Below are 16,116 nucleotides of genomic sequence, written 5' to 3'. Positions count from 1 at the left end.
GTATGGCACACGACTATCTGATCATCGGTGCCGGGCCCGCGGGACTTCAGCTCGCCGCCCTGATGCACCGCGACGGCCACGACTACGCGGTCCTCGAGGCCGGCGCCGGGCCTGGCACGTTCTTCACCACCTATCCCAGGCACCGGCAGCTCATCTCTATCAACAAGGTCCACACCGGATTCGACGACGCCGAGATGCGGCTGCGGATGGACTGGAACTCGTTGCTCAGCGACGACCCGGAGCTGCTGTTCACCCGCTACAGCAAGCGGTACTTCCCGCCCGCCGACGACCTGGTGCGCTACCTCGCCGACTTCGCCGCGGCCAGTGGCGTACGGGTCGAGTACCAGACCCGGGTGGTCCGGGTGAGCCGCAACGCCGACGGTTTCGCGGTGCTCGACGACAGCGGCCGGACCTGGCACGCCCGCCGGCTGGTCGTCGCCACCGGGGTGTCGCAACTGTACGTCCCGCCGATCCCCGGCATCGAGACGGCCGAACGCTACGACACCGTCAGCGTCGATCCGGACGACTTCACCGACCAGCGAGTCATGATCATCGGAAAGGGCAACTCCGGCTTCGAAACCGCCGACGCCCTGATGGAGACCGCCGCGGTCATCCACGTCGCCGGGCCGCGTTCGGTCCGGTTCGCCTGGCAGTCGCACTACGTCGGACACCTGCGGGCGGTCAACAACAACTTCCTCGACACGTACCAGTTGAAGTCGCAGAACGCGGTGCTGGACGGCACGATCGAAAGCATCATCCGCGGCGACGACGGCCGCTACCTGGTGCGGTTCCGCTACGCCCGCACGGTGGAGGCGATCCGGGAGATCGAGTACGACCGGGTGATCGCGTGCACCGGATTCCGCTTCGACGCCAGCATCTTCGACGACACCTGCCGACCCCAGTTGGTCATCAACGACCGCTTCCCCGAGCAGACCCCGGCGTTCGAATCGACCACCGTGCCCGATCTGTACTTCGCCGGCACGCTCAGCCAGCAACGCGACTTCAAGAAGTCGACCAGCGGCTTCATCCACGGCTTCCGCTACGGCATACGGGCGCTGCACCGCATTCTCGGTGCCCGCTACCACGGCACCGGCTGGCCCACCACCAGGCTGGACGCCACCCCCGAGGCGATCACCGACGCGCTGATCGCCCGGATCAACCGCTCCTCGGCGTTGTGGCAACAGTTCGGTGTGCTCGCCGACGTGGTCACCATCGGAGCGGACGGGTTCGCGTACTACCACGAGGAAGTCCCGCTGGCGTACCTGACCGACGGCGGGCTCGGCGCCAGCCTGCCGGCCTTCGCCGCGACTCTGGAGTACGGGGCGGACCACGATGCGGTGGACCCGTTCGACGTGTCCGTGCCCCGGGTCGCGGAGAACGACGCGTCGGCCGCGCACGACGCCACCTACCTGCATCCGGTGGTGCGCTTCCACCTCGGTGGTCAGGTGCGCTCGGCGCATCACCTCGCCGAGAACCTGGAGAACGAGTGGGACCTGGCGACCGTGCACCAGCAGCCGCTGGCCGTGTTCGTCAAGGAGTGCCTCAACGATGCCGGCAACTGAGCCGGCTGGTCTGCAACCGTTCGGTCCCTCGCCGGTACACCCGCAGCCGATTCTGGACCTGCTGGCCACCAGCGGGGACCGACCGGTGTTCGAGCACGGCCCGCGCGGCGTCACCGGTGCCGAGCTGCTCGATGCCATCGGCCGGATCAGCACCGGACTGCGTGCCGCAGGGATCGGGCCGGGTGACGGCGTGGCGATGGCGCTCGGGGTGTCGCCGGAGGCGTTCGCCGCGATGATCGCCGCCCAGGTGGTTGGTGCCCGGGTCGCCGGTGTGCGGCCGGGGCTGACCCCGGCCCAGTTGCGCCATGTCCTCACCGGCGGCGCCACGGTGCCTGCCAACGCCGCGGTGGTGGTCGATCCGGCCACGGCCACCCCGGGGCTTCGGGCCGCCGCCGACGGCCTCGACCTGCTCGCCGTCGGCCCGGTCGGCGGGGCCGTCGACCTGCTCACGAAGCCGGCGTCGGCATCGGCGCTGGCCTGTGCCGGCAATCCGGGCGACGGCGGGCGGATCATCTACACCAGCGGCAGCACGGGCGATCCGAAGGGCTGTGTCCAGACGTACGCCGCACTCGGCGCGGCCTGGGCGGCGTGCCCCGACCAGTGGCCCCCGGCCGTGCGCGACCTGGCCGCCAACCTGGCGCGCTATCTGGTCTTCGGATCGCTCAGTAGCCAGGTGATGATCGAGTACGCCGTGCTCACTCTGGCCGCCGGCGGGACCGCCGTGGTGGCAGAGCCGACCGGAGGGCCCGAGCCGTTCCTACCGCATGCGATCGCCAGACTGGGCGCGACGGCCAGCGTCATCACCGTGCCACGGCTGCACCAGTTGGTCGCCGGCCAGCGTACCGATCCGGTCGATCTGAGCTCGTTGCGTGCTCTGCTGGTTTCCGGTTCGCCGCTGGAGCCGAACCGGTTGACGGAGGCGCTGGACGTGCTGGGGCCGATCGTCTACCACGGCTACGGCCAGACCGAGACCGGCATGATCGCCATGCTGACACCGGCTGAGATGGTCGCCGTGCCGGTCAGGCGGGCCAGCGTAGGTCGACCGCCGGCGGCGGTAGAGGTGCAGGTCAGAGACAGCGACGGGAGGTCGGTACCGGCCGGCGGGCAGGGCGAACTGTTCGTCCGCACTCCAGCACAGGCCAGCGGCTACTGGGGGGATCCGACCGAGACCGCCGGGGTGTTCATCGACGGCTGGGTACGTACCCGTGATCTTGCTCGGATCGACACCGATGGCTATCTGTATCTGCTGGGGCGTACCAGAGACGTGATAATCGTCGATGCCAACATCCAGTATGCGGGCCCGATCGAGCGGGCCCTCGCCAGCCATCCGGCAGTGGCCGAGGCGTATGTCGTCGGTGCGCCCGACGAGCGTAGTGGGGAAGCGGTGCATGCGTTCGTCGTGCCGGCCACCGGGCAGCGACCCGACCCGGCGGACCTGAGCGAGCTGGTCGCCGGTCGGCTCGGGGAGGCCAGCCGTCCACGCACGATCACCTTCATCGACGTGGCGCCGGTCGCACCCAGCGGAAAGCCCGACAAACGACGTCTGCGGGCCTGACGAGCCCGGCCTGCGCCGAGGTGCGGCCAGTGCTGCCGCACCTCGGCGCGGGCCTCGTGTCACCAGTCCTGCTGCCGACCAGTGGGTTACGGGCTGGTGCAGGTCACCGGGGCCGGTATCGCGTTGGTGCTGTTGTTCCAGCTGCCGAGGAAGCCGAACGTGGTGGTCCCGGTGGCCGGCAGTGATCCGTTGTAGGACAGGTTCCGGACCGTCACGTTGGCGCCGTTCGTGGTCGCGGTGCCGTTCCAGATCTGGGTGATCGCCTGGCCGTTGGTGAACGCCCATTGGACGGACCAGCCGTTGACCGGGGCGTTGCCGGCCCGCACCGTCACCTCGCCCTGGAAGCCGCCCGGCCACTGCGACACGATCCGGTAGCTGGCGCTACACGCTGTGGTCGGTGGTGGCGTGGTCGGTGGTGCTGTGGTCGGTGGTGGCGTGGTGGGCGGTGCTGTGGTCGGTGGTGCTGTGGTCGGTGGTGCTGTGGTCGGTGGTGCTGTGGTCGGTGGGGCGGTGGTCGGTGGTGGCGTCGTCTGACCCGGTGGCAGCCGGAACGAGTAGAAGCTCGTGCTCGACGTACCGCCGCGCGAGTAGCCGTTGCCCCAGTAGAGCCGGCCGTCGACGATCGCCGGACCGGCGTTGGACGAACCAGCGCCCTGGTACTCCCACAGCACCTGGCCGTTGTCGGCGTTCAGCGCGTACATCCAGTTGTTCATCGAGCCGACGTACACCACGCCGTTGGCGTAGGTCACCGGGCCGATCGACCGGGCACCGCGAGGCTCGGGCACCTGCCACAGGGTCCGTCCGGTGGCGACGTCCAGGGCGCCGAACGAGCTGTAGTCGATCGTCCGGCCGTCGGGCAGCTGATGTGCGATGTTGCCGGCGTTGCTGGAGGTGAAGAAGACCCGCTGGCCGTCGGTGGCGGTGCCCCACTGGATACCGCCCTGGGTCGAACCGGGCCCGACCGAGGCGCTCCAGATGATCGCACCGGTGGCCGCGTCCAGCATCCAGAACTCGCCGCTCTTCTGGCCCGCGCCGACCGCACGGCGGGTGGTGCCGTCCGGCTGCGGGATGTCGTAGAGGTGGGTGCCGTCGCCGGTGTCGTGGTCCGGTCCGGGGTTGGGACAGTTGTTCGGCGGGTAGCCGGGCAGGCAGCCGAAGTTCCACTCGTCGAAGCGGGCGGGTCCGGTGTTCCACTTGATCGCACCGGTGGTCAGATCCATCGCGACGATGGAGTCCTTGGCATTCCACTCGGGCAGGCACTGCTGTGGGGTGCCCCCACTGTCCTGGCAGTCCCGGGCGCTCTGCGGGACCGAGTAGTTCTGTCCCGTACCGACGAAGATGGTGTTGCTGGCCAGGTCGATGCTCGGCGTGGTCCCCCAGACAGAGGCGCCGCTGAAGATGTCACCGCCCGGTCCCTGGTCCGGCAGAGTGTGCGACTTCCACAGCTGTGTGCCAGTGGCCGCGTCGATGGCCACCAGGTTGCCGCGGAACGTGCAGCAGTCGTACGAAGGGTCTGTCGCCAGTGAGAACTCGTCGGACGAGACACCCTGGTACAGCACACCGTCGTGGTAGACGGCCCCGCCGGTCAGCACTGCGCGTGGGTGCGGGTCGGCAGCGATGTTCCAGCGCAGGTTCCCGTTCGTCGTGTTGATGGCGAGTAGCCGGGCGCCGGTCTGGGTGCCGATGTAGACGGTGTCGTCGACCACGACCGGGCTGGTACGGGACACCACGGTGCCGGTGGCACCGACGTACGACGCGACCGATCGTGACCAGACCACCGCGCCGGTCGCCGTGTCGACCTTGTGGAAGTAGCCGCCCCAGTCCGGGAAGTAGGCGGCACCGCCCGCCACGGCCGGCGTCGCGGAGACGTCGCCCCGGGTGGTGTAACGCCAGCCGAGTTGCAGGTCTCCCACGGTGGTCGGGCTGAGTGCTGTTTCAGCCGGATTTGAGCGGGTGTTGGTGATGTTCTGCCCACCCATTGTCCACTCTGCGTCATCGGCCGCGCCTGCCGGTGTCGAGGTGAGGACCGCGGCGGCGACCGCCGCGCATAATGCGGCGGCCGTTAGGGTGGCCGCTGTGCGTCGTCGGGTTACGGATGTCACGCCGCCTCCTGACCTAGTCCATCGATTGATCTGAATATAGCTTGCGATGGATCTGAGGGATATGGAAACGTTTCGTAAACACCGGTTGGTCAGAACGTAGCGCAGTGCTGCGAACGGCGCAGCGTCGGCGGGTGCCGTCCCGTCGCGCGAGTCGCTGACGCTGTGTGTGTTCTGCGTCACATCGGAGTGTCGGCTGGTGGCCGTCACCCGGCAGTCTTGGCCGCTGGGGGGCCTGATTAGGCGTGGGTAGACAAGGTCATTTAGATGTTTCCCACAACTGAGGCTGCGTAGCGTGCGCTGTCAGCGACATGGCGCTGCCGGCTGCTAAGCGGAAGGCTGGACGGAGCCGTTGCCTTGTGCCGCGGCGGGCAGATGTTGGTCTACAGGAAGGCTCGGTCTGGTGTTCAGTCGTGTCGTCATCGTCAACCGCGGTGAGGCCGCGATGCGGCTCATCCACGCCGTCCGTGAGCTGGCAGCCGAGACCGGGACCCGGATCGAGACCGTCGCGCTGCACACCGACGTCGATCGTGCCGCCACCTTCGTGCGGGAGGCGGACATCGCCTACGACCTCGGCCCGGCCTCGGCCCGCCCGTACCTCAATCTCAAGGTTCTGGAGCAGGCGCTGGTGGAGACCGGGGCCGACGCGGCGTGGGTCGGCTGGGGCTTCGTCGCCGAGGACCCGGCGTTCGCGGAGCTGTGTGAGCGGGTCGGGGTCACCTTCGTCGGGCCGAGTCCGGACGCGATGCGCAAGCTCGGCGACAAGATCGGGGCGAAGCTGATCGCCGAGGAGGTCGGCGTGCCGGTCGCGCCGTGGAGCCGCGGCGCGGTGGAGACCCTGGAAGCCGCGGTCGCGGCGGCCGGTGAGATCGGCTACCCGTTGATGCTGAAGGCGACCGCCGGCGGTGGCGGTCGCGGCATCCGGGTCATCACCGACGAGGCCGAACTCGTCGACGCCTACGAACGCACCAGCCAGGAAGCCGCGCGGGCGTTCGGCAGCGGCACCGTGTTCCTGGAACGGCTGGTCACCGGCGCACGGCACGTCGAGGTCCAGGTGATCGCCGACGGCGAAGGCACCGCCTGGGCGCTCGGCGTCCGCGACTGCTCGGTGCAGCGGCGCAACCAGAAGGTGATCGAGGAATCGGCGTCGCCGGTGCTGAGCCCCGCGCAGACGGCGCAGCTCAAGACGTCGGCGGAACGGCTGGCCATCGCGGTCGGCTACCGGGGGGCGGCGACCGTCGAGTTCCTCTACCACCCCGGTGACCAGATGTTCGCGTTCCTCGAGGTCAACACCCGGCTGCAGGTCGAGCACCCGATCACCGAGCTGACCACAGGGTTCGACCTGGTCAAGGCACAGTTGTACGTGGCCGGCGGTGGCCGCCTCGAAGGCACTCCGCCGGTCGAACGCGGGCACGCCGTCGAGGCCCGGCTCAACGCCGAGGATCCCGACCGTGACTTCGCCCCGTCCCCGGGGCGGATCGCCCGGCTGGACCTGCCCGCCGGACCGGGCATCCGGGTGGATACCGGGGTCAGTGAGGGCGACACGATCCCCGCCGACTTCGACTCGATGATCGCCAAGGTCATCGCGTACGGCCGCGACCGCGACGAGGCGCTCGGCCGGCTGCGCCGGGCGATGGCCGAGACCAGGGTGATCATCGAAGGTGGCGCGACGAACAAGAGCTTCGTGCTCGACCTGCTCGACCAGCCGGAGGTGATCGACGCCAGCGCGGACACCGGCTGGATCGACCGGGTGCGCGGTGCGGGCCGACTCGTCTCGCACCGGCACTCCGCCGTCGCGCTGGCCGCCGCCGCCATCGAGACGTATGAGGAGGAGGAACGCGTCGAGCGGCAGCGGCTGCTGTCGACGGCCTCCGGCGGTCGCCCGCAGGTACGTCATGCCAGCGGACGGCCGTTGGACCTCAAATTGCGTGGCGCGAGCTACCGGGTGCGGGTGGCGCGGGTCGGGGCGCACCGGTTCCGGGTCGGCATCGAGGTGGCCGGGCAGGTCGCCTCGGCGGACGTCGTGCTCGACCGGTTCGACCGGCACACCGGGCAGATCCTTGTCAACGGCAGCCGGTACGGCCTGCTCACCGGCACGTACGGGCCGGTTCACCTGGCCGAAGTGGATGGTGTGACGCACCGGATCAGCCGGGACGAGGGCGGCGTGGTGCGCTCTCCCGCGCCCGCGCTGGTCGTCGCGACGCCGCTACAGGTCGGCGCCGAGGTCGAGGCGGGTGCTCCGGTGCTGGTGCTGGAGAGCATGAAGATGGAGACGGTGCTACGGGCGCCGTTCAAGGCACGGTTGAGGGAATGCGCCGTGTCGGTGGGCAGTCAGGTGGAAACGGGTGCCCCACTGCTGCGGCTGGAGCCGATCGTCGATGACGGCGCCGAGGCGGCGGAGGACTCGACCACCGCCACGGTCGAGCTGGATCTGCCGGCCGCACCCACCGAGGTTCCGGTCTGGGAGCGGATCCGGCGTGGTCAGGAGGACCTGCGCAGCCTGCTGCTGGGCTACGACGTCGACCCGCACGACGAGCGTCGCGTACTCGACGAATACCTGGCCGTCCGAGGAAAGACCGTCGAGTACAGCGACCGCCCGCTCACCGGTGAACTCGAACTCGTCGGCGCGTTCGCCGATCTGGCGGAGCTGAGCCGCAACCGGCCCGCTGGCGAGGACGGCGGCGGTGACGGACATGTGCACAGCGCCCGCGAGCACCTGCACACCTATCTGCAGAGCCTCGACGTCGAGCGGGCCGGGCTGCCCGAGGTGTTCCAGGCGAAGCTCGCCAAGGCGCTCGGGCACTACGGGGTCACCGAGCTGGAGCGCACCCCCGAGCTCGAAGCTGCGGTGTTCCGGATCTTCCTGGCCCTGCAGCGGGCGGCGTCCGACGCGATGGTCGTCACCGCACTGCTGCGGGCTTGGTTGCGCGAACCGCCACCGGACGAGGCGCTGCGCGAAAGCGTCGGCCTGGCGCTGGAACGGCTGGTGGCGGCGACGCAGGTCCGTTTCCCGGTGGTGTCCGACCTGGCGCGCGGCCTGGTCTTCGCCTGGTTCGCCCAACCGCTGCTGCGCCGCAACCGCGCCCGGGTCTACGCCAATGTCCGCCGGCACCTGCGCTACCTGGACGCGGACCCGGCGGCGGCCGACCGCGCCGACCGCATCGCCGATATGGTGCGCAGCACCGAACCCCTGGTCCGGCTGCTGGGCCAGCGGCTCGTCCGCGGCGCCACCGACAACTCGGTGATGCTGGAGGTGCTGACCCGGCGCTACTACGGCAACAAGGGCCTCACCGGTGTGCGTACCAGTGATGTCGCGGGCTGCCGGTTCGTGGTCGCCGACCGTGCCGGCTCCCGGCTGGTGGCCGCCGCGGTGGGGTTCGCCGCGTTGCGCGACGCGTTGCGCGGGCTCGGTGAGCTGGCCGGCGGCCAGGAGGCCATCGACGCGGACGTCTACCTGTCCTGGGAGCGCCAGCCCGAGGACTTCGACGCGATGGCGACCGCGTTGCAGGAGGTCATCGCCGCCCACCCGCTGCCGGGCCAGGTGCGCCGGCTCACCACGACCGTCGCGGGCAGTGGTGGCGCCGTGATGCACCACCACTTCACGTTCCGTCCGTCGGCCACCGGGATGGTCGAGGACCGGCTGATCCGTGGCCTGCACCCGTACATCGCGCACCGGTTGCAGATGGAGCGGCTGCGCAAGTTCGATCTGACCCGACTGCCCTCGTTGGACGAGGAGGTCTACCTCTTCCGGTGCGTGGCACGGGAAAACCCGTCGGACGACCGCCTCGTCGCGTTGGCCCAGGTCCGGGACCTGACCGAGCTACGTGAGCACGACGGCCGGCTGGTGGCGCTGCCCACCGCCGAGGACTCCGTCGCCGCCTGCCTCGACTCGATCCGGCAGGCCCAGTCGCGGCGCGCGTCGAAGAACCGGTTCAACACCAACCGGATCGTGATCTACGTCTGGCCGCCGAGCAACATCAGCCGTGCCGAGTTGGACACCATCGTGGCGCGGGTGCTGCCCACCACGGCCGGGGCGGGGCTGGAGGAGATCCTGTTCATCGGGCGCAAGCGCGATCGGGTGACCGGGGCGCTGACGCCGACCGCGGTCCGCATTTCCTTCGACGCCACCGGCGGCACCGAGTTGACCATCGGCGAGCCGTCGGACGAACCGGTCGAGCCGCTGGACGACTACCGGCAGAAGGTGCTGCGGGCGAGTAGCCGCAACACGGTCTACCCGTACGAGTTGACCGGCCGGCTCGGCCATTTCGCCGAGTACGACCTCGATGAGCACCACGTGCTGGTGCCGGTCGAGCGGCCGAGGGGACACAACACCGCGGCGATCGTGGCCGGCGTGGTCAGCACCCCGACCCAGCGGCACCCGCAGGGTGTCACCAGGGTCGTGCTGCTCGGCGACCCGACGAAGTCGCTCGGTGCGCTGTCCGAGCCGGAATGCCGCCGGGTGATCGCGGCGCTGGATCTGGCCGAGCGGATTCGGGTGCCGGTGGAGTGGTACGCCCTGTCCGCCGGCGCCCGGATCTCCATGAGCTCCGGCACCGAGAACATGGACTGGGTGGCGGCGGCGCTCAAGCGGATCGTCGAGTTCACCCAGGACGGTGGCGAGATCAACATCGTCGTCGCGGGCATCAACGTCGGCGCCCAGCCCTACTGGAACGCCGAGGCGACGATGCTGATGCACACCCGGGGCATCCTGGTGATGACGCCGGATTCGGCGATGGTACTCACCGGCAAGCAGTCACTCGACTTCTCCGGTGGGGTGTCCGCCGAGGACAACTTCGGCATCGGCGGGTACGACCGGGTGATGGGCCCGAACGGGCAGGCGCAGTACTGGGCGCCCAACCTGGCCGCCGCGCGCAGCGTGCTGATGGCGTACTACGACCACACCTACGTCGCGCCGGGCGAGGCCGCGCCGCGTCGGGCCCCGACGAACGACCCGATCGACCGGGACGTCTCCAGCTTTCCGCATTCGGCGGCGGACAGCGACTTCAGCACCGTCGGCGAGATCTTCTCGGCCGAGGCCAACCCGGACCGCAAGAAGCCGTTCGACATCCGGACCGTGATGCGGGCCCTGTCCGACCAGGACCATCCGGTGCTGGAACGCTGGGCGGGCATGGCCGACGCGGAGACCGTGGCCGTGCAGGACGTGCACCTTGGCGGCAGGCCGGTGTGCCTGCTCGGCATCGAGTCGCGGTCCGTGCCGCGGCGTGGATTCCCACCCACCGACGGCCCGGACACGTACACCGCGGGCACGTTGTTCCCCCAGTCGTCGAAGAAGGCGGCGCGGGCGATCAACGCGGCCAGCGGCAACCGGGCGCTGGTCGTGCTGGCGAACCTGTCGGGTTTCGACGGTTCGCCGGAGTCGATGCGCAAGCTGCAGCTGGAGTACGGCGCCGAGATCGGCCGGGCGATCGTGAACTTCCGTGGGCCGATCGTCTTCTGCGTGATCTCCCGTTACCACGGTGGGGCGTTCGTGGTGTTCTCGAAGGCGCTGAACCCCAACATGACCGTGCTCGCGTTGGAAGGCTCGTTCGCCTCGGTGCTCGGTGGCGCACCGGCCGCCGCGGTGGTGTTCTCCGGCGACGTCAACGCCCGTACGGCGGCCGATCCACGGGTGCGGGATCTGGAGACGAGGGTCGCCGCCGCGACTGGCGCCGACCGTGCCGCACTGACCGCGGACCTCGACGAACTGCGCGCGTCGGTACGCGCGGAGAAACTGGGCGAGGTGGCCGCGGAGTTCGACCGCGTACACAACATCCAGCGCGCGGTCGAAGTCGGTTCGGTCGACGCCGTGATCCGCGCCGCCGAGCTGCGTCCGCGCATCATCGAGGCGATCGAGTCCCGGCTGAGCTGACCGTCCGGGCAGGCCAGAGCGCCACGGTCGGGACCGGTATCTGAAATCCGACGGTCGGTATCAGCATCCACCGTGTCGGTCTCTTGTCCATGTTCGGCTCGACAGGAGCCATCGAGAAGACAGGAAGACCGATGTCGCTGAAGTTCGCGGACAACGTCAAGGGCAACATTCGCGGCGAGATCCAGCTGTTCATCGAGAAGGAGACCGACCGGGACAACGACGTCTACATTTTCGCCACCGGCGCGAGTGACGACACCTACGGCCTGGTGACCGCCGGTTGGCACGTTGGTGACGATCCGCAGGGCACTCACTTCACCATCCAGCTGTACCTGGACAAGAAGCACATCTCGACCGCCCACGTGTACCCCACCGGCCACGTGACGATGTTCTCGGTGTAGGTGCGGCGTCCGTCCCGCTACGCCGGCACGGTGACGACGCGTGCGGGGTCCGTGGTCGCCCTGGCGACTGCGGACCCCGCACGGACGTAGCCGTTTCCGCTTCTCGGTGCACCGTCCGGCTCGTTACGAGACCGTGACCCCAAGATTTCGAACCAGGGTGTTGACATGGTCGAATGTGAGCGCTAACACTGATCCCGGCGCGGGCGACGGGTCCGGCTGACGGCACGAGTTCCGGGGAGGAGAAGCCTGTGCGTAGCAGAGTCCTGATTGCTCTCGGCAGCGCTGTGCTTGCACTGAGTATGACGGCGTGTGGTGGAGAAGGTGCTGGTGGGGGCGGTGACACCGCCGGTGAGGATCCCGCCGACCTCAGCATCGGGGTGTCGATGCCGACCCAGACCTCCGAACGGTGGATCGCCGACGGCACCTCGGTCAAGGAGAAGCTGGAGGCGAAGGGCTACCAGGTCGATCTCCAGTACGCCGGGGACGACATCCCCACCCAGTCCCAGCAGATCGACCAGATGATCACCCAGGGCGCCGACGTCCTGATCGTCGCCGCGATCGACGGGACGGCGCTGAGCGGTCAACTCCAGGCGGCCGCGTCGGCGAACATTCCGGTGATCTCGTACGACCGGCTCATCCGGGACAGCCCGAACGTGGACTTCTACGTCAGCTTCGACAACTACAAGGTGGGCGTCGCCCAGGCCGAGGCGCTGCTCGTCGGCCTCGGGCTGCGCAACGCCGACGGCTCGAAGGGCGCGGCGAACGGGCCGTTCAACGTCGAACTGTTCGCCGGCTCGCTCGACGACAACAACGCCCACTTCTTCTTCGACGGCGCGATGGACACCCTCGAGCCGTTCCTCGACGACGGCACGTTGCTGGTGAAGTCTGGCCAGACCGACATCGAGCAGGTGGCCATCCTGCGGTGGCAGCAGGAGACCGCCCAGCGGCGGATGGAAGACCTGTTGACCTCCAGCTACAACGACGGTAGCCAGGTGGACGGGGTGCTCTCACCCTACGACGGCCTGTCCCGGGGAATCATCACCGCGCTGCAGAACGCCGGGTACGGCCGCTCGGGCGCGGACATGGCGGTCGTGACCGGCCAGGACGCGGAGGTCGCGTCGGTCAAGCTGATCAACGACGGGGTCCAGCACTCGACCGTGTTCAAGGACACCCGGCTGCTGGCCGAGCAGGCCGTACTCGCCGCGGAGGCGTTCCTCGAAGACACCGAGCCGCAGGCCAACGACACGACGACGTACGAAAACGGCGTCAAGGTCGTGCCGTCGTACCTGCTGCCGGTGCAGACCGTCTACAAGGAGGACATCCAGACGGCGCTCATCGACTCGGGATATCTGACCGCCGAGGAGGTCGCCTCCGGCCAGGCCGAGGGCTGACACTCCGACGAGACCACGGGGCCGGGCGGCGGGCGTCGAGCCGCCCGGTCCCGTGGCAACCGGGGCGATACCCGATCCGTACGAGCGAGCGGACGACAATGGACGACAACATCCTCGAGATGCGTCACATCACCAAGACCTTCCCCGGAGTGGCGGCGCTGCAGGACGTCTCGCTCGCGGTGCGACGCGGTGAGATCCACGCCATCTGCGGCGAGAACGGCGCCGGCAAGTCCACCCTCATGAAGGTGCTCTCGGGCGTCTACCCGTCCGGCAGTTATGACGGCGAGATCGTCTACGACGGCCGGCCGGTGCACTTCCGCGGCATCCGGGACAGCGAGGCGCGGGGCATCGTCATCATCCACCAGGAACTGGCGCTCGTGCCTTACCTGTCCATCGCCGAGAACATCTTCCTGGGCAACGAGCGCCGTGGGCGCAGCGGGCTCATCGACTGGAACCGAGCCAATGCCGAGGCGACGAGGCTGCTGGCCTCGGTCGGGCTGCACGAGAACGCGATGACGCCGATCATCGCACTCGGCGTCGGCAAGCAGCAGTTGGTGGAGATCGCGAAGGCGCTGTCCAAGAAGGTCCGGCTGCTCATCCTGGACGAGCCGACCGCGGCGTTGAACGACATCGATTCGGCGCACCTGCTCGACCTGCTCCGACAGCTGCAGCAACGGGGTATCACCTGCATCATGATCTCGCACAAGCTGAACGAGATCACCGCGATCGCGGACTCGATCACCGTCCTCCGCGACGGGCACACCGTCGAGCGGCTCGACGTACCCGCCGCCGGTGACGTGAGCCAGGAACGGATCATCCGTGGCATGGTCGGCCGCGATCTGACCAGCTTCTACCCGGAGCGGGTCGCGAGACCCGGGCCGGAGGTGCTGCGGATCGAGGACTGGAGCGTCCGGCACCCCACCCAGAACCGCCTGGTTGTCGACCGGGCCAGCCTGCACGTACGCGCCGGCGAAATCGTCGGCATCGCCGGGCTGATGGGCGCCGGCCGTACGGAGTTGGCGATGAGCGTGTTCGGCCGCTCGTACGGACGTGACGTCACCGGCCGGCTGTTCATGCACGGTAGACGGGTCAAGGCCCGCACCGTCGCCGACGCGATCGGCAACGGCATCGCGTACGCCACCGAAGATCGCAAGCGCTACGGGTTGAATCTCATCGACGACATCCGGCACAACATCTCGGCCGCTGCCCTCGACAAGCTTGCCCGCCTCGGCTGGGTGCACGACAACGAGGAGATCCGGGCCGCCGAACAGAGCCGGCAGGAGATGAACATCAAGGCGCCGAGCGTGATGGACCTGGTCGGCAAGCTCTCCGGCGGCAACCAGCAGAAGGTCGTGCTGTCCAAGTGGCTGTTCACCGACCCGGACGTGCTCATCCTGGACGAGCCGACGCGTGGCATCGACGTCGGGGCCAAGTACGAGATCTACACGATCGTCAATCGCCTCGTGGCCGACGGAAAGGCGATCATCATGATCTCCTCCGAGCTTCCGGAGCTGCTCGGCATGTGCGACCGCATCTACACCCTCGCGGCCGGCCGGATCACCGGTGAGGTGCCGGTCGGCGAAGCCACCCAGGAAAATCTCATGCAGCTCATGGCGAAGGACAAGGAACCGGTCCGTTGACAAGCATCAAGCCCGCCAAACTCGACGCCCAGTCCTCGGCCGGACAGCCGGCCGCCACCGCCGTGCGCACGGGCAGCAACGATCCGCGCAAGCTGATCATGGGCAACCTGCGGCAGAGCGGAATCTACGTCGCCTTCGTGGTCATCGTCGCGCTGTTCGCGGTGTTGACCGGTGGCGTCTCGCTGAGTCCGGGGAACATCACCAACATCGTGCTGCAGTACTCGTACATCCTGGTGCTGGCGATCGGCATGGTCATCGTGATCGTCGGTGGGCACATCGACCTGTCGGTCGGATCGGTGGTGGCGCTCACCGGTGCCGTCTCCGCCGTGCTCGTCGTCCAGCAGGGCTACCCATGGTGGGTCGGGATCATCGCGGCCCTGGCGGTCGGCGTACTCGTCGGCGCCTGGCACGGGGTCTGGGTGGCGTACGTGGGCATCCCGGCGTTCATCGTCACCCTGGCCGGCATGCTCCTGTTCCGGGGTCTCACCCTCCGGGTGCTCGACAACATCTCACTGTCGCCGTTCCCGGCCGAGTATCAGCAGGTCGCCGCCGGATTCCTCAACGGTTTGATCGGTGGGCGGGGCTACGATGCCTTCACCCTGCTGATCGGCGCGATCGCGGTGGCGGGCTACGCGGTGAGCGGCTTCCGTACCCGGGCCGCGCGGGTGCGCTACCAGCAACCGGTGGAATCGGTCCCGCTGTTCGTGGCCCGGGTCCTGGTGGTAGGTGCCGTCATCATGTACTTCGCGTGGCAACTGGCCCACGCCCGGGGTCTGCCGATCGTACTGATCATCCTCGCGGTGCTGGTGTTGGTGTACGGGTTGTTGACCCGGCGCACGGTCTTCGGCCGGCAGATCTACGCGATCGGGGGGAACCTCTCGGCGGCGACGCTGTCCGGCGTGAAGGTCAAGACCGTGAATTTCTGGATGTTCGTCAACATGGGATTCCTGGCGGGTGTGGCTGGCGTCATCTACTCCTCGCGGTCCAACGGCGCCCAGCCGGGGGCCGGCAACATGTTCGAGCTGGATGCGATCGCCGCGTCGTTCATCGGCGGTGCGGCGGTCACCGGTGGCGTCGGGACCGTGGTCGGAGCGGTCGTGGGTGGGCTCATCATGGCGGTGATGAGCAACGGAATGCAGCTGATGGGCATCGACCAGTCTGTGCAGTCCGTGGTGAAGGGGCTCGTGCTGCTCGTCGCGGTCGCCTTCGACGTCTACAACAAGCGCCGTGCCGGCGTGTCCCGCTGAGGTCCCGATCCGCGGTACCAGGCGGAGGTCACCTGGTCACCTGGTCAACCGGGGTGCCGAGGTGTCTGCCCGGGGTATTGCTGAAAAGTTACACGATATTTACAGAAGACTATTTTATGGAAGATGTAGCGGTCTCGGTGGATATACCCATGGTGACGGTGGGTGAGTTTGTTCGGTGATCCATTCATGTGATTCCGGTCGGAGTTTCGTCATGCGGCACTGTCGCCGCCGGCATGGCAATCGATTTATCGGGATCACGGGGCTGTGGACAGCGATGACGCGAGAGTGGAACATCGCCGCCTCGTCCTTTGATTCCAAGATCTCTGCATCGATGATCGCCACCGTCTGTCACGGT

The 16,116-nt window shown here is 68.5% G+C and carries 8 protein-coding genes; 7 read left to right on the top strand and 1 reads right to left on the bottom strand.

Annotation, left to right across the window (positions count from 1 at the left end; translation table 11 throughout):
• Window positions 1–2 precede the first annotated feature (2 nt).
• Window positions 3–1,562, top strand: coding sequence for an NAD(P)-binding domain-containing protein (locus ACN27F_RS17395; protein WP_421434629.1), 1,560 nt, complete (start codon window positions 3–5; stop codon window positions 1,560–1,562).
• Window positions 1,549–3,117: a class I adenylate-forming enzyme family protein gene (locus tag ACN27F_RS17390; protein WP_421434627.1), complete on the top strand. Its 1,569-nt coding sequence runs from the start codon at window positions 1,549–1,551 to the stop codon at window positions 3,115–3,117. The genes ACN27F_RS17395 and ACN27F_RS17390 overlap by 14 nt, the downstream gene beginning before the upstream one ends.
• Before the next feature lie 86 nt (window positions 3,118–3,203).
• Here ACN27F_RS17390 and ACN27F_RS17385 read toward each other — a convergent pair whose 3' ends face one another.
• The gene (locus ACN27F_RS17385) at window positions 3,204–5,219 is read right to left on the bottom strand and encodes a PQQ-binding-like beta-propeller repeat protein (RefSeq protein WP_421434626.1); all 2,016 of its coding nucleotides are present in this window, start codon (window positions 5,217–5,219) and stop codon (window positions 3,204–3,206) included.
• A 400-nt stretch (window positions 5,220–5,619) separates the two neighbouring features.
• Between ACN27F_RS17385 and ACN27F_RS17380 the strand changes: the two genes are divergently transcribed.
• The 5 genes from ACN27F_RS17380 to mmsB all read left to right on the top strand — a co-directional run bounded on the left by ACN27F_RS17380 (window position 5,620) and on the right by mmsB (window position 15,761).
• Complete coding sequence (locus ACN27F_RS17380) at window positions 5,620–11,085, top strand: carboxyl transferase domain-containing protein (RefSeq protein WP_421434624.1); 5,466 nt, start codon at window positions 5,620–5,622, stop codon at window positions 11,083–11,085.
• 131 nt (window positions 11,086–11,216) lie between these two features.
• Entirely contained in the window at window positions 11,217–11,483 is a 267-nt protein-coding gene (locus ACN27F_RS17375; protein ID WP_421434623.1) for a hypothetical protein, read from the top strand.
• 248 nt (window positions 11,484–11,731) lie between these two features.
• The gene (chvE, locus tag ACN27F_RS17370) at window positions 11,732–12,874 is read left to right on the top strand and encodes a multiple monosaccharide ABC transporter substrate-binding protein (protein WP_421434622.1); all 1,143 of its coding nucleotides are present in this window, start codon (window positions 11,732–11,734) and stop codon (window positions 12,872–12,874) included.
• A gap of 98 nt (window positions 12,875–12,972) precedes the next feature.
• Window positions 12,973–14,514 (top strand): multiple monosaccharide ABC transporter ATP-binding protein, encoded by a 1,542-nt coding sequence (gene mmsA, locus ACN27F_RS17365; protein ID WP_421434620.1) that lies wholly within the window; start codon window positions 12,973–12,975, stop codon window positions 14,512–14,514.
• Complete coding sequence (gene mmsB, locus ACN27F_RS17360) at window positions 14,511–15,761, top strand: multiple monosaccharide ABC transporter permease (protein ID WP_421434619.1); 1,251 nt, start codon at window positions 14,511–14,513, stop codon at window positions 15,759–15,761. Before mmsA ends, mmsB begins: the two co-directional genes overlap by 4 nt.
• Window positions 15,762–16,116 lie beyond the last annotated feature (355 nt).

Origin of the sequence: Solwaraspora sp. WMMB335 (assembly GCF_049179075.1) — a bacterium.
Lineage (GTDB): Bacteria > Actinomycetota > Actinomycetes > Mycobacteriales > Micromonosporaceae > Micromonospora_E.
Note: the sequence above shows the minus strand (reverse complement) of the source record. Positions and strands in the feature narration are given on the sequence as shown.

Coding starts and splice junctions, on each gene's coding strand:
- mmsA (WP_421434620.1), top strand. CDS start 12,973: ATGGACGACAACATCCTCGAGATGCGTCACATCACCAAGACCTTCCCC.
- ACN27F_RS17395 (WP_421434629.1), top strand. CDS start 3: ATGGCACACGACTATCTGATCATCGGTGCCGGGCCCGCGGGACTTCAG.
- ACN27F_RS17375 (WP_421434623.1), top strand. CDS start 11,217: ATGTCGCTGAAGTTCGCGGACAACGTCAAGGGCAACATTCGCGGCGAG.
- ACN27F_RS17390 (WP_421434627.1), top strand. CDS start 1,549: ATGCCGGCAACTGAGCCGGCTGGTCTGCAACCGTTCGGTCCCTCGCCG.